Origin of the sequence: Pseudolabrys taiwanensis, assembly GCF_003367395.1 — a bacterium.
In the GTDB taxonomy this organism is placed as follows: Bacteria; Pseudomonadota; Alphaproteobacteria; order Rhizobiales; family Xanthobacteraceae; genus Pseudolabrys; species Pseudolabrys taiwanensis.
Window position 1 is genome coordinate 4,120,366 of record NZ_CP031417.1, and the last position, 18,495, is coordinate 4,138,860.

Sequence of the window (18,495 nt, forward strand, 5' to 3'; positions counted from 1 at the left end):
ACATATGCCGCTGAGCCATTGGCGCTGCTTGATAAAGTACGCTGTGCCAAAAAGGAACGCCTTGATAAACGGGGCGTTCCGCGTTGCTCGCTGATGGCCAGTACATCAATCGCGCGCGAAGCTGATTCGCGGCTGTTGAATTGGACCAATTCGCTGTGCTGCTTTTACCTCTCCCGCGGACGGGAGAGGTAACGCCATTAGGCCGCATCGGCGTCCTTGGCGCGCTCGGCCCGCTTGCGGTCGTTCTCGTCGAGCAGCTTCTTGCGCAGGCGAATCGATGATGGCGTCACTTCCACCAGCTCGTCGTCCTGGATGTAGGCGAGCGCCTTCTCCAGCGACATCTTGATCGGCGGCGTCAGGCGCACCGCTTCGTCCTTCGACGTGGTGCGGATGTTGGTGAGCTGCTTGCCCTTGAGCACGTTGACGATGAGGTCGTTGTCGCGCGTGTGCTCGCCGACGATCATGCCGGCATAAACCTTCCAGCCCGGCTCGATCATCATCGGGCCGCGATCCTCCAGATTCCACAGCGCGTAGGCGACCGCCTCGCCCTTGTCGTTGGAGATCAGCACGCCGTTGCGGCGGCCCTGGATCGCGCCCTTGTACGGCGCGTAGCCGTAGAAGATGCGGTTCATGATCGCGGTGCCGCGCGTATCTGTGAGCAGTTCGCCCTGGTAGCCGATGAGGCCGCGCGTCGGCGCATGGAAGACCAGGCGCGCGCGCCCGCCGCCCGACGGCTTGAGCTCGGTCATCTCGGCCTTGCGCTCGGACATCTTCTGCACGACGACGCCGGAGTGCTCCTCGTCGACGTCAATGGTGACCTCTTCGATCGGCTCTTCGGTCTCGCCGGCTTCGTTCTTGCGCAGCAGCACTTTCGGCCGCGACACCGACAGTTCGAAGCCTTCACGGCGCATGGTTTCGATCAGGATGCCGAGCTGCAATTCGCCGCGGCCGGCGACTTCCATGGCGTCCTTGTCGTCCGACTCCTGAACGCGCAGGGCCACGTTGCCTTCCGCTTCGCGCAGCAGGCGGTCGCGGATCATGCGGCCGGTGACCTTCGAGCCTTCGGTGCCGGCGAGCGGCGAATCGTTGACGCGGAAGGTCATGGCCAGCGTCGGCGGATCGATCGGCTGCGCCGGCAGCGGCGCATCGACCGACGGGTCGCACACGGTCATGGCGACGGTGACATTCGGCATGCCGGCGAGTGCGACGATGTCGCCCGCCACGCCTTCCTCGATCGGAACGCGCTCGAGGCCGCGGAACGCGAGCACCTTGCTGACGCGGGCATTCTCGACCAGCTTGCCGTCACGGGCCAGCACCTTGACCGTCTGGTTCGGCTTCACGCCGCCGGAGGTGATGCGGCCGGTGATGATGCGGCCGAGGAAGTTGTTGGCTTCGATGATGGTGCCGAGCAGCTTGAAAGGACCTTCTTCGACCTTCGGCGCCGGCACGTGGCGCAGCACGAGATCGAACAGCGGCTTCATGCCGTCCTCGTGCGAACCTTCCAAGCTCGTCGCCATCCAGCCCTGCTTGGCCGACCCGTAGAGGATCGGGAAGTCGAGCTGCTCGTCGGTGGCATCGAGCGCCGCGAACAGGTCGAACACCTCGTTGACGACCTCATTCGCCCGCGCGTCGGGGCGGTCGACCTTGTTGATCACGACGATGGGCTTGAGGCCCATTTTGAGCGCCTTGGAGACCACGAACTTGGTCTGCGGCAGCGGACCCTCGGCGGCGTCGACCAGCACCAGAGCGCCGTCGACCATGTTGAGGATGCGCTCGACTTCGCCGCCGAAGTCGGCGTGGCCGGGGGTATCGACGATGTTGATGCGGGTGCCCTGCCATTCGACCGAGGCGGCCTTGGCCAGAATGGTGATGCCGCGCTCGCGCTCCAGGTCGTTGGAGTCCATGGCGCGCTCAACCTGCCGCTCGTTCTCGCGGTAGACGCCGGATTGCTGCAGCAGACGGTCGACGAGAGTGGTCTTGCCATGGTCGACGTGCGCGATGATGGCGACGTTACGAAGGTCCATAAAAATGCCTGTTCAGGAGGCGGTGTCCGGCCCGCCTCGTTTTTTGCTATGCGCCCGACCGGTTTCGGTCATGCGCAGGGTTCCAAAAACCAAAGCGCGGGCCGCCGTTTTGGGGCCCGCGACGCATGCGCTTTCGCGGCGCAATATAGTCATGGACGGCCCAGAAGCAACCGCCACGGCGGCCGTCCCGCTCATCGCGGTTAAGTCCGGCCAGGGCCGGCGACGGCCGCGGACCAGGTTACTTCGGCGTCGTGACGCCTTTTTGTAGGCCCGGCCGCTGGAGTTCAGGCCGCAGGGCCGGCCCATGCTGCTGCAGGCCGGACGCTGGGGCCTGCCTGCCGGCCGGGGCCTGGGCGGCCGGAGCTTGGGCAGCGGGAGTTTGGGCAGCGGGAGTTTGGGTCGCCGCCGGCAGGGCGCGGCCCGCCGCCAGCGCCTCGAACAGCGGCTTCAGCGCCGGATTTTCCAGCACGGGCTTCATGTTCGAGGCCTTGAGCATGCCCTCGTCGAGCTTGATGCCGCAGACCGCGCACTTGTCCATGTCAATTAGATCGCCGATGCGGTCGAGCCAGCTCTCGGGCTCGTAGTGCGGCACCTTCACGGTGCCGGCGCCGCATTTACCGTCGCCGCCGATGATCACTGGCGGTCCGGCCTTCTGCCAGCCGTCGTCGAGCGCGGCGGCCACGCCGGCGGCCGCCACCTCGAGATAGCGATGCGGGTGCTGCTGGAAGCCGGCCATCCGCTCGGCGGCCTTGCCCTTGAAGTCGAGCTCGATGATATCGGCGCCCGGCAGGCCGGTAATCGCGAAGCTGCATTCGTAATAGCCGGTCGCGGTGTGCCGCTTGGTGCCGCTCTGGCGCACCTGCGACGACAGCACGTTGCCGTGCTTGACCTCGCTGAGGTTGCCGGTGAGCTTGAAGCTGCCGGACGACTTCCAGTTCGGCAGCGGATCGGCCCCGACTTTCAGGATCTTCGGATCGGCGCCGAGATAGCCGGCGAGCTTGACGTCGGAGCCTGGCATGAGCGCAGCGCAGGGCGTGCCGACCTTGCCGGCGAGATCGCGATTGGCATCGACCGTCGCGAGGCCGAGCGGAATCGTACCGTACTGCCATTCGCCATAGACGCAGGCTTCCTTCGGCATGCGCAGCTTGCCGGTCAGCGTGCCGCCGGCGGGATTGGCGGCAAAGCGCGGCGTGACGATAACGGTGACGTCGCTGCTCGAGGTTTTCGTCTGCACGTCGAGCGACAGCCCGAACGCGGTCGCCAGTTCGGCCAAGGACTTGTTGACACCCGGCAGCTTGCTGTCGAGCAACTTGCTCTTCACCGCGTTGACCTGCGTGACCTTGGCATCGACATAGGTTCCGGCGATCCAGGTGGCGCGGATCGACGCGACCTTCATCGCCTCATTGAGCGCCTTGTTGGCCTCGTCCTGAACTTTCTGCTCGGCGATCTTGGCGGCCTCGTTGGAAATCAGCGCGCCGACGATCATGCCGCTGAGCGGATCTCCGATGCCGGCGGCGAGCGGCGAGGCGCCGATCAGGCCGCCGAGGGCGGTGCCGACCGCGACCGCGACGCCGTGCGCGTCGGACAGATCGATATTCTTGTCGTCGAGCGTCAGCTTGACGCAAACCGTCTCCTGCAGCTTCGTGCTCTCGCAATAAGCGGCGATCGACTTCACTTCCGGCCAGAGTCCGAGTTTGGAGTTGGCTTGGAAGCCGATGACGAGGTCGATCGGGATATCGACCTTGCCTTCCACATCGCCGGTGACGGGGCTGGCCCACAACCGCCCGCTGATGACGGTGTGCAGTTTGAACTGCGTCTGCAGCGCCGCATCGACGCCGTTGTCCTGTGCGTTGCCGAACGCGGCCACGGTTGGCTGGTTCTTCTGCGTGAACGAGAAATCGGTATTGACGCTGACGTGCCAATGCACGTCGGGGCAGGCGCCCTCGCATTTGACCGTGCCGCCGAGATCGATATCGGTCTTCTTGATCTCGTTGCGGATGTTATGCTCGAGCGCATCGTAGGACAGCGCATAGGAGTGCGCATAGGCCGGTTTGTCCGAGCCTTGCGTCTCGACCGTCTTCAGCGATGCCGGCGGTTGCGGCGCCAGCACGTAGAGGCGCACATCGCGCGCCTGCGCCGCCGATGCGGCGAGCAGTGTGGCGGCGAGCAGCGCCGTGACGAAGGACGTGTTGCGGTTCGGCGAAGGCTTCCCGGATGGCGTGATGATCATGGTCGCACCCTGCAAGAACGGTGCGACGCTAAAATGCCGACGGGCTTGCGCGTTGAGGCAGATCAACCGTCGGTATCGGCGTCTATGCCGGGCGCAAAATATAAAACAAACAATACCGTTCCGAATGAAGCGCCCGCCGCTGCGCGCGAGGCGCCGCGGCGGGCTGATCGTGCCGTCATCGACCGGCGTTTAGCCGAACACTGGATCCAGCGTCTTGGCCCACAGCGCCTTGTCGTCGAGGTCCTTCAGCGTGACGGTCATCTGCTGGGTCGTGCCGTCGATGCCGACATGGCCGAAGAACTGGTAGCCGTCGCTCGGCGGCAGGTTCTGGCCCTGCTCCTTGCTCGGCGCCTTGATGTAGACGAGCTGCGGCCCGAAGGTGGCGTCGAGGTCGTTGGGGCCGAAGGTGCCGGCGTGCAGCGGACCGGACACGAATTCCCAGAACGGCTCGAAGTCCTGGAACGCCGCCTTGTTCGGATCGTAGTAATGCGCGGCGGTGTAGTGCACGTCGGCGGTCAGCCACACCGTGTTCTTCACGCCGGCGTGCTTGATGAACGACAGGAGGTCGGCAATCTCCAGCTCGCGGCCGCGCGGCGCGCCGTTGTCGCCCTGCGCCACCGCCTCGACGCCCCACTTCTTGACGCCGTCATAGACCACCTTGAGGCTGATCGGCATGTCGGCGGCGATCACCTTCCACGTCGCCTTCGAGTTCAAGAGTTCTCGCTTGAGCCAGGCCATCTGGGTCGGCCCGAGGAAGTAGGCGGCCGGACCGTATTTGTCCTCCATGCCTTCGGCGTTCGGCCCGCGATAGCTGCGCATGTCGAGCATGAACACGTCGAGCATCGGGCCGTAGGCGATCTTGCGGTAGACGCGGCCGGCTTCGGCGATCGTCTCGCGCATCGGCATGTATTCGTGGAAGGCGCGGGCCGCGCGCGCGGCGATGATGAGGTCGTTCTTCTCGACGTATTTCTTGGCGACCAGTTCGGCGCGGCTCATCGGCTCGCCCGGCCACCAGTTGTTGAACACTTCGTGGTCGTCCCACTGCGTGAACACCGGCACCTCGGCGTAGAGGGCGCGGAAATTCTTGTCCATGAGGTTATATTTATAGGCGCCGCGGAATTCGGCGAGCGTCTCCGCCGGCTTCGACTTGTCCTCGGTGACGATGTTCTTCCACATCGTGCCGTCCTTGAGCTTCACCTCGGATTGGATCGGGCCGTCGGCGTAGATGTTGTCGCCGTTGTGAATGAAGAAGTCGGGGCGGTTCTTGCGGATGGTTTCGTAGGTGCGCATGCCGCCGCGGGCTTCGTCGATGCCCCAGCCCTGGCCGACGGTGTCGCCCGACCACACGAAGCTGATGGAGCGGCGATCGGCCGGCGCGGTGCGGAAGCGGCCGGTGACCGGCTCGCCGACAATGGCCGGCGACGAGAGATCCTGGAAGCGCACGCGATAGAAAATGTCCTGCGCCGCCGGCAGATCTTCGAGCAGCAGCTTGGCGGTGAAGTCGCTTTCCGGCAGCGCGTCGACGTAAGCGACCTGGCGGCCGTTCTTGAAGCTGTCGGTGGTCGACCATTCGACCAGCATGCGCGAGGGGCGGTCGGCGCGCGCCCAGACCATGCCGCTATCGGTGGTCACGTCGCCCGACTGCACGCCGTGGCTGACAAGGGGCCGGTCATTGGCGCGGCTGACAAAGGGAGCGGCAACGCCGCCAAGGCCGGTGAAAGCCGCTGCCGCGGCGGTGGTGCTGAGAAAACGCCGGCGTGTGGTGATGATGCCCATGTCTGCCTCCAGTTTCGAATTGGAAGCGTGACAGTGGGCGGCGGTGCTGACAGTCCGTCGACGCCCAGATGACACGGGGGTGACACCGCACAGCATATGCCGTCGACGCCGTCTCGGCGGTGGCGCTACACCCCCTGCGGCTTGCTCCACGGTCCGAGCTTGACGCCGTCCGGCATGGCCTCTTGCAGCATCATCATCTCGGCGATGGTTTCGCTGGTGATGAGTCCAGTAAGCCTGCCGGCGCTGTCGGTGACCGCCACGGCGGGAGCCGACTTCTCCTGCAACAACTTGAAGGCCTGCTCCAGCGTCGAGCGATAGCCGATCACCGGCACGTCGGGCGTCATCGCGTCACCGACACGCGCGTCGGGACCGAGCGTCTTGAGCGCACGCACCAGCGCGGCGCGATCGAGGACGCCGACCGGCTTGCCCGCGCCGTCCACCACCGGGAACTCGCCCTGGCTGGTTTGCAGCAAAGTCTGCACCGCCTCGTCGATATGCGCCTCGGGCGACAAAGTCGCGAACTGCGTCATCATGGCGTGGCTCACCGGCACGCCGCGCGATACGGCGCGTAAGGACACCATGTGCGCTTCCGACGCGGCGGCGAGATACACGAAGATGGCGATGAAGATCAGGATCGGGTTCGCCAGAAGGCCGATGAAGCCGAGCACGAAGGCGACGAACTGGCCGATCGATGCGGCGATGCCGGTCGCGCGCACGTAGCCGAAGCGGCTGGCGAGCAGCGCGCGCAGCACGCGGCCACCGTCCATCGGGAACGCCGGGATCAGATTGAACAGCGCCAGGAACAGGTTCACCGCGGCAAGGCGGTTGACCAGCGGGATCGCCGTATTGTCGACTGACGTCGCGGCGCTCATCTGCAGGTCCGCGCCAAAGGCAACGATGAGCAGCAGCGTGATGGCGACGTTCACCAGCGGCCCGGCGATCGCGATCAGGAATTCCTGGCCCGGCTCTTCCGGGATGCGCTCGAGCTGCGCGACGCCGCCGATCGGCAGCAGCGTCACATAGGGCGTTTGCACGCCGAAGGCGCGCGCGGTGAAGATGTGGCCGAATTCATGCAGCAGCACGCAGAGGAACAGCAGCACCATGAACAGCAGGCTGTCCCAGGCGGTGGCCGAGCCGCCCGAGGCGTAGCTGGCCGCGAAAATCCAGGCAAGAAACAGCAGGAAGGTCAGGTGGATGCGCACCACCGTGCCCGCCACCTTGCCGATGCTCAATGACCAGGACATGGAAGCCTCGTACTGTCAGCGCAGCCCGTTAAAGGTAATATCGGTGCGAACCCATTGCGAGGGTTTCCGCGGCGGCGCGCATTGAGGTCGATCATGGCACAGAAACTCGGTCCGGATGCCCGCAAGGCCGCCTTGAGCAAGCTCGAGGGGTGGGCCGACGTGCCCGGCCGCGACGCCATCACGAAGACATTCGTGTTCAAGAATTTCAACGCGGCCTTCGGCTTCATGACCCGCGCGGCGCTGGTGGCCGAAAAAATGGACCACCACCCGGAGTGGTTCAACGTCTACAAAACGGTCGAGGTAACGCTCGCCACGCACGACGCCGGCGGCGTCACGGCGCTCGATATCAAGCTCGCCGAGGCGATGGATAGGATCGCGGGGTCGTAATTCAGGCTGCGCCGCTTGCTCGCTTCCCCTCTCCCCTTGCGGGAGAGGGTGCCCGAGCGACGAAGTGAGCGAGGGCGGGTGAGGGGCCTGCCTTTCATTGAAGCGCCGACCCCTCACCCGGCTCGCTTCGCTCGCCACCCTCTCCCACAAGGGGAGAGGGTAGGTGCTTGCGGCGCGCGCGCCGCGAAACCACATAGGGACCATGGCCACCGCACGCACCGCCTTCTGGCATCGCGACAAGAGCGATGAAACGCGCGACGAAACGAACGACGAAACGCTGCGCCGCAACTTCTGGCGCAAGTTCGGCGTTGTCTTGGCGCAGGTGCCGTTCGCCGAAGATCTGCTCACCGCCTATTACTGCGCCTTCGACCGCGCGACGCCGTTGCCGGTGAAGGCGTCGCTCGTCGGCGCGCTCGCATATTTCGTGCTGCCGTTCGACGCCATTCCCGACATGCTGCCGCTGCTCGGCTTCACCGACGATGCCGCCGTGCTTGCCGCGGCGATCAAGCTCGTCACCAGTCATATCCGGCCCGAACACCGCGACGCGGCGCGGGACAGACTTGCAGCCATGAAGGGGCAGTCAGCCGGCGCTTGAGCTAGAAGTGGCGCGTATGGACCGCGCCACCCTTGCCGCTTACGATTCCGCTGCCGCCGACTACGCCAAGGATTGGCACGACCAGCCGCCCCCGGCCGATCTGCACGCGCTCATCCGTCTCTATTTCAAGAAAGCGTCGACCGCCGACATCGGCTGCGGCAGCGGCCGCGAAGTCGATTGGCTGAACGCCAATGGCTATCCCGCGGTGGGTTACGACGCGTCGCAGGGACTGCTGAAGGAAGCGCGGCGGCGTTATCCAGGCGCCAAGTTTGGCGCGGCCGCCTTGCCGGCGCTGACGCCGATCGCCGCCAACTCGTTCGACAACGTGCTGTGCGAAACGGTGCTGATGCATCTGCCGGTCAATGAAATCGCGCCGTCGGTGCGGCGGTTGATCGACATCGTCAAGCCCGGCGGCATTTTGTTTCTCAGCTGGCGCGTGACGACGGGCGCGGCGCAGCGCGACGATAACGCGCGGCTCTATTCGGCCTTCGATGCCGAGTTCGTGCGCAACGAGTTGCGCCAGGCGACGATCCTGCTCGACGAGGAAGTGGTCAGTGCATCGTCCGGCAAGCTTGTTCATCGCATCGTGACGCGCAAGTAGCGCGCCGCTGCGCGTCATTGCCGGGCTTGACCCGGCAATCCATGATGCGTTTCCACACACGAAGCCGGACGTAAGGTCGGATTGGCGGTGCGGCTTCATGGATGCGCGGGTCAAGCCCGCGCATGACCGAATGCGGGCGGCGCTGGCGCCAACAGCTAAGGCCTCAAGATCACCTTGCCCATCACCTGCCGCGCGGCGATGGCTTTGAGGGCTGCCGGCGCGTCGGCCAGCGGATACACCGCGTGCACATGCGACGACAACTTGCCATCGGCGCACCATTGCATGAGCTGTTCGGTGTTGGCGCGGTGGCCGGCCGGATCGCGCTGGAGCCACGACCCCCAGAACACGCCGAGCAGATCGCAGCCTTTCAGCAGCACGAGGTTGAGCGGCAGCTTCGGGATGTCGCCGGCGGCAAAGCCGATCACAAGGAAGCGGCCCTCCCACGCAATCGCGCGCAGCGCCGCCTCCGTGTAGGCGCCGCCGACCGGATCGTAGATCACATCGGCGCCCTTGCCTTGCGTGGCGCGACGCAAGGCCTCCTTCAAGTCTTCGCTGGCGTAGTCGATACCTTCGTCGGCGCCATGTTGCTTGGCGAAGGCGATCTTCTCCGCCGATGAGGCGCAGGCGATGACGCGCGCGCCCATGAGTTTGCCGAGCTCGATTGCCGCGAGGCCGACGCCGCCAGACGCACCGAGCACGGCGAGCGTCTCACCGGGCTTGAGCTTGGCGCGGTCTTTCAACGCGTGCAGCGTGGTGCCGTAGGTGACCGTGAGGCCGGCGGCGCGATCGAAATCGAGCGCATCCGGAACCTTCACCAGGCGCTCGGCCGACAATGCAATCTTTTCGCGGGCCGCGCCGTAGCTGCAAAAGCCCTGCACGCGGTCGCCGGGCTTCAGCGTCGTGACGGCCTCGCCCAGGCTCTCGACGACACCGGCGAACTCGGCGGCCGGCGAGAACGGCATCTCCGGCTTCGTCTGATACTTGCCGGCGATGATCAGCGTGTCGAAGAAATTCAATGCGGCTGCATGGATACGCACCACGGCTTCGCCCGGCTTGGGCGCGGGCTCCGGGACCTCGGCCAGCGTCAGATCGTCGGGGGTGCCGTAATGGGTGCAGAGCAGGGCTTTCATGGATGGTGTCAGGCTCTTGGAAAACACGTGCGTCGATCTAGCACGGGTGGGCCGCGTCGGGGCGAGATCGTGTTAACGATCTGGGGCTAGGTTCGCCAAAGGCGGCGGTCTGCCGCCTTGTTGCCGATATTCGCCCCTAATGGGCTAATATCCAGCCACTTATTTGGTTTGGGCGGTTTGCGAACCGTCGCACCCTTTGACCGGTAGGGCCCGATGACCACTCAGTATTTGTTCCGCACCTCCCTGGCCATGTTTGCTGCGACCGCTTTCGCCGGTATGGCCATGGCACAGCCATCGAAGAACCCGGCCGAGCAGGCCGTGTTGCTCGGCCAGTTCGGCGACTGGGGCGCCTACAAGGCGACGCCAGGCGGCAAGAAAGTGTGCTTTGCGCTGTCGAAACCGACCTCGGCGACGACCGAACCCGCGGGTCGCCCGCGCGATCCGTCCTATGCCTTCGTGTCGACGCGGCCGGCCGAGAAGGTGAAGAACGAGGTATCGGTGATCGTCGGCTACCCGCAGAAGGGTGGCCATGAGGCCTCCGCCGCCATCGGCAACGCCAATTATGTGCTCTACACGCAGAATGACGGCGCCTGGGTGAAGAACGCGGCCGAAGAGGCGCAGATGGTCACCGCCATGCGCAAGGGCGCGACCCTCGTGGTCAAGAGCGAGTCCGGCCGCGGCACCAAGACGACGGATACCTATTCGCTCAAGGGCCTCGGCGAGGCGCTCGACAAGGTCGCCGAGGAGTGCAAGTAGCGCCGTCAATGCTTAAGTAAGCCCGGCCGCAGACTGGCTTTCCCTCTCCCCTTGTGGGAGAGGGTGCCCGAGCGGAGGCGAAGCCGAGCGAGGGCGGGTGAGGGGTTCTGCCTTGAAGCGCCGACCCCTCACCCGGCTCGCTTTGCTCGCCACCCTCTCCCACAAGGGGAGAAGGGAAGAGAGCAAGTGGCGATGCCTCGTATTCCGTTGAGGTTGATTGAGTTCCGATGACGCTGCTCGAAACCCATACCGCGCCTGCCATTCCCGGCTTCGTCGAGAAGACGCCGCTGGAGCGCTATGTCGCGCCCGAGCGGCCGTCGCTGGTCGGGATGAGCCGCGCGCAGCTTGCCGACGCGCTCGGCACGCTCGGCGTGCCGGAAGGCCAGCGCAAGATGCGGGTGCAGCAGCTCTGGCACTGGATCTATTTCCGCGGCTTCACCGTCTTCGACGAGATGACCAGCGTGTCGAAGGATCTGCGGGCCAAGCTCGCCGAGCGCTTCACGCTCGACCGGCCCGAGGTCATCGCCGAACAAGTGTCGGTCGACGGCACGCGCAAGTGGCTGCTGCGGCTGCCCGGCGATCCCGAGAGCGGCCGGCCGCACGAGGTCGAGTGCGTCTACATTCCCGATACCGAGCGTGGAACTTTGTGCGTTTCGAGCCAGGTCGGCTGCACGCTCAACTGCTCCTTCTGCCACACCGGCACCCAGCGTCTCGTGCGCAATCTGACCGCTGGTGAAATCGTCGGTCAGGTGTTGGCGGCGCGCGACAAGCTGGGCGATTGGCCCGGCGGCGTGCGCCCGACCGACGGCGTGGTGCCGACAGGCGATCGCTGCGTCACCAACATCGTCATGATGGGCATGGGTGAGCCGCTCTATAATTTCGAGGCGGTGCGCGATGCGTTGCTCATCGTTTCGGACGGCGACGGCATCGGCATCTCCAAGCGCCGCATCACCTTGTCGACCTCGGGCGTCGTGCCGATGATCGAGCGCGCCGGCAACGAGATCGGCTGCATGCTGGCGATCTCGCTGCATGCGGTGCGCGACGATCTGCGCAACGAGCTCGTGCCGCTCAACCGCAAATATCCGATCAAGGAACTGCTGAACGCCTGCCGCAACTATCCCGGCGCGTCGAACGCCAAGCGCATCACATTCGAGTACGTGATGCTCAAGGACGTCAACGACTCGATCGAAGATGCCAAGGCGCTGGTGCGGCTGCTGAAGGGCATCCCGGCCAAGATCAATCTCATCCCGTTCAATCCCTGGCCCGGCAGCAAGTACGAATGCTCCGATTGGGAGCAGATCGAGAAGTTCTCACAGGTCGTGTTCGATGCCGGCTATGCCTCGCCGGTGCGCACGCCGCGCGGCCGCGACATTCTCGCCGCCTGCGGCCAGCTCAAAAGCGCGACCGAAAAGCTCACCGCCCGCGAGCGCATGGCGTTGCGCGCGATGGCGATGGTGGATGAGTGAGCCGCTTGCCGGACAAGTGAATCTCATGTCCTTCCTCGGACGCCTCTTCGTCATCGCCTTCGCGCTGCTCTTCGCCATGCTGGCCGCAGGCATCGCCATTGCCATCGGCCTGTTGGGGCCGAACTGGCACGGCTTCACCGGCGACATCGTCGAGCGTGTCGGCTTCTGGTTTCTTGTGTTCTTCGGCGTCAGCTTCACCGGCGCCGTCGGTTTCCTGCCCGTGATGATGCTCGTGGCGCTGGCCGAAACTTTCAAGATCCGCTCGGCCCTCGTCTATGCCGGCGTCGGCGCGCTGCTGTTGCTGCTCGGCACGGCCGGCGGCCCGACCATCGGCGGCGAGGAATCGATCGATGCGCCGCCGCCGTTGCTGACGCGTCCCTTGGAGGTCGCGGCAGCCTCGGGCGCGGTGTTCGGCTTCGTCTATTGGCTGCTCGCCGGCCGCAATGCCGGCCGTTGGCGCGAGCGGCGGCAGCCTTCCGCTTAGCCCTGACCGTTCGCCCAGGCGAGCGCGGCCTCCAATCGATCATTGCCCCAGAACAATTCGCCGTCGGCGGTGATGAAGCTCGGCGCGCCGAAGATGCCGAGCCGCAATGCCTGTTCCGTCTGCTCGCGCAACGCGTCCTTGTTCGCTTGCGTGCGCGACTCCTCGATCACGGCATCCGGATTGCGTCCGAGCGCATTGATGACGTCGGCGACCGCGAAGGCCTCGCCGATATCGCGGCCGCGACCGAATTCGGCCGAATAGATGCCGCGGCAGAAGTCTTCACCCCACCCTTGCGCGAGCGCGATCAGCGCGACGCGCGCGGCGACGAGCGTGTTCTGCGGAAACACCGCGGGCTTCACGAACGGCAGTTTCTGCGCGGCGCAGATGCGCTCGATATCGCGCCACATATAGCGCCCCTTCGCCGGATAGATGTTGAACGGCGAATCCTCCCAGCCTTGTTGCGCCTTGAACACGGGGCCGAGCAGGAACGGCCGCCAGCGCACGGTGACGCCGGCGCTTTCGGCCAGCGGGCCGATGCGCATGGCCGCCGGATAAGAATAGGTCGACGCGAACTCAAACCAGAAGTCGAGTGTGCCCATAGGCCGCACTGTAACCCGCCGTCTTTCCATTTTCACCGGCCTCGGCTAGACCGCAGCCCGCATGAACCGTACCGGTCTCCTCATCGTCCTGGCCATCGGCGTCGTCGCCGGTCTGGTGTTCGGGCTCTTTCCCGGGCTCGACCTGGCGATCTCCGGCTATTTCTACCGCGTTGTCGACAGCGCCCAGAACACTTTTGCCTGGCGGCTTTATCCGCCGCTGATGATGGCGCGCGATGCGGGATTGTGGGTCGGCACGATTCTCATCGCGCCGTCCGTGGCGGCATTGGTGATCAAGCTGTTGCTGCCGCGCACCAAGCTCTTGATCTCCGGCCGCGCCATCCTTTTCCTCACGGCGACGATGGCGCTCGGTCCTGGGCTGCTGGTGAATGTCATTCTCAAGGATCATTGGGATCGGCCGCGGCCGATCGACGTCACCGAGTTCGGCGGCGTCGAGCATTTCATGCCGTGGTGGAAGCCGGGCGGCGATTGCCCGAGCAACTGCGCGTTTGTGTCCGGCGACGTTGCCGGCGCGTTCTGGACCATCGCGCCGGCCGCGCTGACGCCGCCGCAAGTCCGCGCCATCGCTTACGGCGCGGCGATCGCGCTCGGAACCGTGATGGCATGCTTCCGCATGATGGCGGGTGCGCACTTTCCGTCCGATGTGATCTTCGCCGGCGTCTTCACGTTCCTGATCATCTGGCTGTGCTATGCGTTGATCTATCGCTGGCCGCGCACGCGTCTTGAAGACGCGGATGTCGAGCGCGCGCTCGAGCGCATTGCGATGCCGGGATACAGCTTCATCGTCGGCATTTTCCGCAGGCGCAAAACGGATCTGTAGAGCGGCATCTATTGCCCGTTTGTTCCGCGACGCCGGCATGGACGGCGCGCGTGATTGCATCGCTAAGCCGCGCACGCGATGCTAGACTTCCCCTGACGTTAAAAAAATAACGAGGTCAGGGATGAGGAAACGAACCTGCGCCGCCTTTGGCGCGGCGCTGCTTGCATTCATGCTGAGCCTTCTGCCGACCAGCGCGGTCTTGGCCTATCCCGACCGGCCGATCACGCTCATCGTGCCCTTCGCGCCCGGCGGTCCCACCGACATCATCGCGCGTATTCTCGCGGAATCGCTCAGTCGCTCGCTTGGCCAGTCGGTGGTCGTCGACAACCGGCCGGGCGCCGCCGGCAACATCGGCATGAGCATGGCGGCCCGCGCGCAGCCCGACGGCTATACGCTGCTGCTGACGTCGACCGCCATTGCGGTCAATCCGGCGATCTACAAGAAGCTGTCCTACGATCCGTTCAAGGACTTCGCGCCGATCTCGGAGCTGGTGAATTCTCCGAACGTGCTCGTCGTCAAGCCGAGCAGCGGCATCAAGACGGTTGCCGACCTGGTCGCGCGCGCCAAGGCCGCGCCCGGCACCTTCAATTATTCCTCGCCCGGCGTCGGCACGAAATCGAATCTGACCGGCGAGGAACTCAAGCAGCGCGCGGACATCACGATGACCCACGTGCCCTATCGCGGCGCGGGTCCATCGGCTTTGGCGGTGCTCGAAGGGACGGTGCAGGTCGGCTCGGTCGCGTTGCCGGCGGCAGAGGCCATGATCAAATCCGGTCAGCTCACGGCGCTGGCGGTGACGGGACCGGAGCGCTGGCCCGATCTGCCCAATGTACCGACGCTGATCGAATCCGGCTATCCGGGCTTCGTGTCAGTTACGTTCTCGGCTTTGTTCGCGCCGGCCGGAACGCCGCCGGACATCGTCAATCTGTTGGCCAAAGCCTGCAAGGATGCCTTCGCCACCAAGGAGGCGCACGAACAAGCGCGCGGCATCGGCTTCACCGTGATCGCCGGCACGCCGAAGGAATTGGGCGATCGTCTCGCGGCGGAAGTGCCGGCCGTGAAGGCGCTCGTCACGCGCGCCGGGCTCGCTTTGCAATAGCGCCTTTGCGCGCGGACGCTTACCGCTCCGCGCGCTTGTTGCCGCCGTCGAGCTTCTGCGCGAACAAGGCGATGGTCTTGGCGTAGACTTCCGCCTTGTTCCATTCCTTGATGACGGCGAAGTTCGGCTCGCCCGGGCTCCAGCCCTGGCCGCGCTGCCAGCCGTGGCCCTTGAGAAAGTTCGCGGTCGAGGCGAGCACATCCGGCACGCTGCCGATGAGATCGCGGCGGCCGTTGCCGTCGAAGTCGACGGCGTATTTGTAATACGACGACGGCAGGAATTGCGTCTGTCCGATCTCGCCGGCCCATTCGCCGATCATCTGCTCGGCCTTCATGTCGCCGCGGTCGATGATGCGCATCGCGTCGATCAGTTCGCCCTGGAATTTCTCGGTGCGGCGACAATCGTAAGCGAGCGTCGCCACCGAACGCACGACCGAGCGCTTGCCGTGCACCACGCCGTAGTCGGTCTCGAGCCCCCAGATCGCCACGACAACGGCGCCCGGCACGCCGAACTGCTGCTCGACGCGCTTGAGCGTCGCCGCATGCGTTTGCATATGGCGCGCGCCCTTGGTCATGCGATCCTGGCTGATCATGCGGCCGGAGAACTGTTCGAAGGTCTGATTGAAAACGTGCTGCCGGCGGTCGGCGGCCAGCACGGCGTCGTCGACGGTCAAACCGTCGAGCGCGGCAAGCCCGCGCGGCGACACGCCTTTGCTCGCCGCTTCCTTCCTGATCTGGTCGAGAAAGGCGGGAAAACCGCCCGGCGTGTTGCATTGCGCGGCGAAAGCCGGCGCGGCGCTCAGGGTGAGCAGCGTTGCCAGCGTCAGCATACGGATGGTCATGGCGTACCCCGTCAGCTCATGCGGTTTTTTTGCACGCAATGGTGTATCGTGACGTGCCGCTCGCGTCAGAGCGTTCGCGTGGTAACGCTAATCCTTAGGGTTACGGCTACACGCGGGACTCGTTGTGCGCGATGCTGGCGTCTCGAGTGATTCTGTACCCCGCCGAGGACGTGCCCATGCCGGATGCCCCCAAAGTGACCCGCCTGTTGCAGATCAAAATCCGGGCTTTGGGCGATCCGCAGCAGATGCTGGCGCTGATGCACAGCGGAGCACAGTTCTACAAGGCGTTCGGCGGTGCCCGCTTCCGCTATCTTCAGAATGTCGACGATCCCAACCAGCTCCTGGTCGAGGTCGAATACGAGGCGGATGTCGAACTCGAGCTGAACCGCCAGAAAGTAGCCAGCGATCCGATGGTGCGGACCTGGCTCCAGGGCTGGAAGCAGATGCTGGCCGGCACGGCGGAGATGGACGTCTATCGAGACGTGACGGGCTAGGCGCGCCGGCGCCGTTTTCGGCGGGGCGGTATGCGTGCGAGGCTGGCTCCGGCCCGGGCCCCGGGATCGGGCATCGGCGAATGGCGGCCCCAAGCCGACGGCACCCCGCGAAAAATATTCCTATCCCCTCTTGCCTGGTCTTCAAGCTAAGAATATCGTCCTTGCATCCGGCTCGACCGAGGGCGCTGTCATGAGGCGTCATGCTGGCGGAGCCGGATGCGGCGCTCGCGGGTGGAGGCCCTTACGCAACCTCCGCTCCCGAGCGGCGGCGGATCCCGCCCGGGGGCACTAGGACCCCCTGCGAGGAGCTCGCTGACACCGAGGTCCCACACGCTTTGGATGGGCCTCCGTTGAAAGCGCGGCCCGCCGTTGGAAACCGCCGCGATGGCGCGCCTTGCGGCGCCCGCGCTTCGGCAACGAGGCGCGGTTTTACGAAGAAACGTCGCGCCGCAGGGCGCGCCGTCTCCCTCCCGTGACGGGAGGGCCAAGGGAGGAAGGGCGTACCCGGCGCCTGCCAAACAATACGGCGGCGGAGCTTTGCGCAATCGGCCCATCCGCGGCGCATGCGGAGCCCTTGACCGCCGCTGCCATCCTGAGTTCAACACACGGTCACCGCGCCGTTGACCGTCGACGGCGGCCGGGCGCCTGCCCGGGTCGGAAGATCCCGATAGAAAGAGTTCTCAATGCCCAACGGCGACGCCAAGAAGTCCGTCAAGAAAGTCGTGCTGGCCTATTCCGGCGGCCTCGATACCTCGATCATCCTGAAGTGGCTGCAGACCACCTATGGCTGCGAGGTGGTGACCTTCACTGCCGATCTCGGCCAGGGCGAGGAGCTCGGCCCGGCCCGTGAAAAGGCGCTGCGCGCAGGCATCAAGCCGGAGAACATCTTCATCGAGGACCTGCGCGAGGAATTCGTCCGCGATTTCGTCAATCCGATGTTCCGCGCCAACACGGTCTATGAGGGTCAGTACCTGCTCGGCACGTCGATCGCGCGGCCGCTGATCGCCAAGAAGCAGATCGAGATCGCCCGCAAGGTCGGCGCCGACGCCGTGTGCCACGGCGCCACGGGCAAGGGTAACGACCAGGTCCGTTTCGAACTTTCGTATTACGCGCTCGAGCCGTCCATCAAGATCATCGCGCCGTGGCGCGAGTGGACCTTCAAGGGCCGCGAAGAACTTCTGAAGTTCGCGCGCGATCACCAGATCACCATCACCAAGGACAAGGAAGGCGAGGCGCCGTTCTCGGTCGACGCCAACCTGTTGCACTCGTCGTCGGAAGGCAAAGTGCTCGAAGATCCGGCCAAGGAAGCGCCGGGCATTGTCTATCAGCGCACCATTTCGCCGATGGACGCGCCAGACCAGCCGACCGAGATCACCATCGGTTTCAAGAAGGGCGACGCCGTGAGCCTCAATGGCGAGGCGATGTCGCCGGCGACCTTGCTCGCGCGGCTCAACGATCTCGGCAAGGCCAATGGCATCGGCAGGCTCGATCTGGTCGAGAACCGCTTCGTCGGCATGAAGTCGCGCGGCGTCTACGAGACCCCCGGCGGCACCATCCTGCTGCAGGCTCATCGTGCCATCGAGTCGATCACGCTCGACCGCGGCGCCGGCCATCTCAAGGACGAATTGATGCCGCGTTATGCCGAGATGATCTACAACGGCTTCTGGTTCACACCCGAACGCGAGATGCTGCAGGCGCTGATCGATAAGTCGCAAGAGATGGTCGAGGGCGAAGTGCGGCTCAAGCTCTACAAGGGCAACGTCATCGTCACCGGCCGTGAAAGCCCGGCTTCGCTTTATTCGTCGACGCTCGTCACCTTCGAGGACGACAAGGGCGCCTACGATCAAAAGGATGCCGAAGGCTTCATCCGGCTCAACGCGTTGCGGCTGCGCACGCTCGGCCAGCGCAATAAGAAGCTGAATGGGTAATAC

At 65.1% G+C, this 18,495-nt stretch carries 17 protein-coding genes; 10 read left to right on the forward strand and 7 right to left on the reverse strand.

Annotated features, from left to right (window positions below):
• Positions 1–197: 197 nt before the first annotated feature.
• The 4 genes from typA to DW352_RS19565 all read right to left on the reverse strand — a co-directional run bounded on the left by typA (position 198) and on the right by DW352_RS19565 (position 7,274).
• A complete protein-coding gene (gene typA / locus DW352_RS19550) occupies positions 198–2,024 on the reverse strand; it encodes a translational GTPase TypA (protein WP_115692900.1) in 1,827 nt (608 codons plus the stop codon).
• Positions 2,025–2,262: 238 nt separating this feature from the next.
• The gene (locus DW352_RS19555; RefSeq protein ID WP_115692901.1) at positions 2,263–4,254 is read right to left on the reverse strand and encodes a hypothetical protein; all 1,992 of its coding nucleotides are present in this window, start codon (positions 4,252–4,254) and stop codon (positions 2,263–2,265) included.
• A gap of 189 nt (positions 4,255–4,443) precedes the next feature.
• Positions 4,444–6,030: an alkaline phosphatase D family protein gene (locus tag DW352_RS19560; protein ID WP_115692902.1), complete on the reverse strand. Its 1,587-nt coding sequence runs from the start codon at positions 6,028–6,030 to the stop codon at positions 4,444–4,446.
• A gap of 125 nt (positions 6,031–6,155) precedes the next feature.
• Positions 6,156–7,274, reverse strand: a complete 1,119-nt coding sequence (locus DW352_RS19565; protein ID WP_115692903.1) for a site-2 protease family protein — start codon at positions 7,272–7,274, stop codon at positions 6,156–6,158.
• Positions 7,275–7,367: 93 nt separating this feature from the next.
• Between DW352_RS19565 and DW352_RS19570 the strand changes: the two genes are divergently transcribed.
• The 3 genes from DW352_RS19570 (at position 7,368) to DW352_RS19580 (ending at position 8,857) form a co-directional block, all read left to right on the forward strand.
• Positions 7,368–7,661, forward strand: coding sequence for a 4a-hydroxytetrahydrobiopterin dehydratase (locus DW352_RS19570; protein WP_115692904.1), 294 nt, complete (start codon positions 7,368–7,370; stop codon positions 7,659–7,661).
• Positions 7,662–7,863: 202 nt separating this feature from the next.
• A complete protein-coding gene (locus DW352_RS19575) occupies positions 7,864–8,256 on the forward strand; it encodes a YkvA family protein (protein WP_115692905.1) in 393 nt (130 codons plus the stop codon).
• 16 nt (positions 8,257–8,272) lie between these two features.
• Complete coding sequence (locus DW352_RS19580) at positions 8,273–8,857, forward strand: class I SAM-dependent methyltransferase (protein ID WP_115692906.1); 585 nt, start codon at positions 8,273–8,275, stop codon at positions 8,855–8,857.
• A gap of 155 nt (positions 8,858–9,012) precedes the next feature.
• On the opposite strand, the gene DW352_RS19585 is transcribed toward DW352_RS19580, so the two are convergent.
• Complete coding sequence (locus tag DW352_RS19585; RefSeq protein WP_115692907.1) at positions 9,013–9,987, reverse strand: NADPH:quinone oxidoreductase family protein; 975 nt, start codon at positions 9,985–9,987, stop codon at positions 9,013–9,015.
• Positions 9,988–10,200: 213 nt separating this feature from the next.
• Between DW352_RS19585 and DW352_RS19590 the strand changes: the two genes are divergently transcribed.
• The 3 genes from DW352_RS19590 (at position 10,201) to DW352_RS19600 (ending at position 12,693) form a co-directional block, all read left to right on the forward strand.
• Complete coding sequence (locus DW352_RS19590; protein ID WP_115692908.1) at positions 10,201–10,743, forward strand: invasion associated locus B family protein; 543 nt, start codon at positions 10,201–10,203, stop codon at positions 10,741–10,743.
• A gap of 227 nt (positions 10,744–10,970) precedes the next feature.
• Positions 10,971–12,209, forward strand: coding sequence for a dual-specificity RNA methyltransferase RlmN (gene rlmN / locus DW352_RS19595; protein ID WP_115692909.1), 1,239 nt, complete (start codon positions 10,971–10,973; stop codon positions 12,207–12,209).
• 25 nt (positions 12,210–12,234) lie between these two features.
• Positions 12,235–12,693 (forward strand): hypothetical protein, encoded by a 459-nt coding sequence (locus DW352_RS19600; protein WP_162827069.1) that lies wholly within the window; start codon positions 12,235–12,237, stop codon positions 12,691–12,693.
• Here the strand turns inward: DW352_RS19600 and DW352_RS19605 are convergent.
• The gene (locus tag DW352_RS19605) at positions 12,690–13,292 is read right to left on the reverse strand and encodes a 2-hydroxychromene-2-carboxylate isomerase (protein WP_115692911.1); all 603 of its coding nucleotides are present in this window, start codon (positions 13,290–13,292) and stop codon (positions 12,690–12,692) included. The two genes, DW352_RS19600 and DW352_RS19605, sit on opposite strands and share 4 nt — an antisense overlap.
• 61 nt (positions 13,293–13,353) lie before the next feature.
• On the opposite strand from DW352_RS19605, the gene DW352_RS19610 reads away from it, so the two are divergent.
• Complete coding sequence (locus DW352_RS19610; RefSeq protein ID WP_115692912.1) at positions 13,354–14,130, forward strand: phosphatase PAP2 family protein; 777 nt, start codon at positions 13,354–13,356, stop codon at positions 14,128–14,130.
• Between the two features lie 121 nt (positions 14,131–14,251).
• On the forward strand, positions 14,252–15,229 hold the full coding sequence (locus tag DW352_RS19615; RefSeq protein ID WP_115692913.1) for a Bug family tripartite tricarboxylate transporter substrate binding protein: 978 nt from the start codon (positions 14,252–14,254) through the stop codon (positions 15,227–15,229).
• A gap of 19 nt (positions 15,230–15,248) precedes the next feature.
• On the opposite strand, the gene DW352_RS19620 is transcribed toward DW352_RS19615, so the two are convergent.
• Positions 15,249–16,070 carry a lytic murein transglycosylase gene (locus DW352_RS19620; RefSeq protein WP_115692914.1) on the reverse strand — a complete coding sequence of 274 codons (822 nt, stop codon included), beginning with the start codon at positions 16,068–16,070 and terminating at the stop codon, positions 15,249–15,251.
• Positions 16,071–16,246: 176 nt separating this feature from the next.
• Here DW352_RS19620 and DW352_RS19625 point away from each other — a divergent pair, with 176 nt between their 5' ends.
• Both DW352_RS19625 and DW352_RS19630 read left to right on the forward strand, forming a co-directional pair.
• Positions 16,247–16,564, forward strand: a complete 318-nt coding sequence (locus tag DW352_RS19625) for a hypothetical protein (protein WP_115692915.1) — start codon at positions 16,247–16,249, stop codon at positions 16,562–16,564.
• 683 nt (positions 16,565–17,247) lie between these two features.
• Positions 17,248–18,492, forward strand: a complete 1,245-nt coding sequence (locus DW352_RS19630) for an argininosuccinate synthase (protein ID WP_115692916.1) — start codon at positions 17,248–17,250, stop codon at positions 18,490–18,492.
• Positions 18,493–18,495: the final 3 nt, after the last annotated feature.

Excerpts from the sequence above, each read along its gene's own strand:
- typA (WP_115692900.1), bottom strand. The coding sequence starts at position 2,024 with ATGGACCTTCGTAACGTCGCCATCATCGCGCACGTCGACCATGGCAAG.
- DW352_RS19555 (WP_115692901.1), bottom strand. The coding sequence starts at position 4,254 with ATGATCATCACGCCATCCGGGAAGCCTTCGCCGAACCGCAACACGTCC.
- DW352_RS19560 (WP_115692902.1), bottom strand. The coding sequence starts at position 6,030 with ATGGGCATCATCACCACACGCCGGCGTTTTCTCAGCACCACCGCCGCG.
- DW352_RS19565 (WP_115692903.1), bottom strand. The coding sequence starts at position 7,274 with ATGTCCTGGTCATTGAGCATCGGCAAGGTGGCGGGCACGGTGGTGCGC.
- DW352_RS19570 (WP_115692904.1), top strand. The coding sequence starts at position 7,368 with ATGGCACAGAAACTCGGTCCGGATGCCCGCAAGGCCGCCTTGAGCAAG.
- DW352_RS19575 (WP_115692905.1), top strand. The coding sequence starts at position 7,864 with ATGGCCACCGCACGCACCGCCTTCTGGCATCGCGACAAGAGCGATGAA.
- DW352_RS19580 (WP_115692906.1), top strand. The coding sequence starts at position 8,273 with ATGGACCGCGCCACCCTTGCCGCTTACGATTCCGCTGCCGCCGACTAC.
- DW352_RS19585 (WP_115692907.1), bottom strand. The coding sequence starts at position 9,987 with ATGAAAGCCCTGCTCTGCACCCATTACGGCACCCCCGACGATCTGACG.
- DW352_RS19590 (WP_115692908.1), top strand. The coding sequence starts at position 10,201 with ATGACCACTCAGTATTTGTTCCGCACCTCCCTGGCCATGTTTGCTGCG.
- rlmN (WP_115692909.1), top strand. The coding sequence starts at position 10,971 with ATGACGCTGCTCGAAACCCATACCGCGCCTGCCATTCCCGGCTTCGTC.
- DW352_RS19600 (WP_162827069.1), top strand. The coding sequence starts at position 12,235 with ATGTCCTTCCTCGGACGCCTCTTCGTCATCGCCTTCGCGCTGCTCTTC.
- DW352_RS19605 (WP_115692911.1), bottom strand. The coding sequence starts at position 13,292 with ATGGGCACACTCGACTTCTGGTTTGAGTTCGCGTCGACCTATTCTTAT.
- DW352_RS19610 (WP_115692912.1), top strand. The coding sequence starts at position 13,354 with ATGAACCGTACCGGTCTCCTCATCGTCCTGGCCATCGGCGTCGTCGCC.
- DW352_RS19615 (WP_115692913.1), top strand. The coding sequence starts at position 14,252 with ATGAGGAAACGAACCTGCGCCGCCTTTGGCGCGGCGCTGCTTGCATTC.
- DW352_RS19620 (WP_115692914.1), bottom strand. The coding sequence starts at position 16,070 with ATGACCATCCGTATGCTGACGCTGGCAACGCTGCTCACCCTGAGCGCC.
- DW352_RS19625 (WP_115692915.1), top strand. The coding sequence starts at position 16,247 with ATGCCGGATGCCCCCAAAGTGACCCGCCTGTTGCAGATCAAAATCCGG.
- DW352_RS19630 (WP_115692916.1), top strand. The coding sequence starts at position 17,248 with ATGCCCAACGGCGACGCCAAGAAGTCCGTCAAGAAAGTCGTGCTGGCC.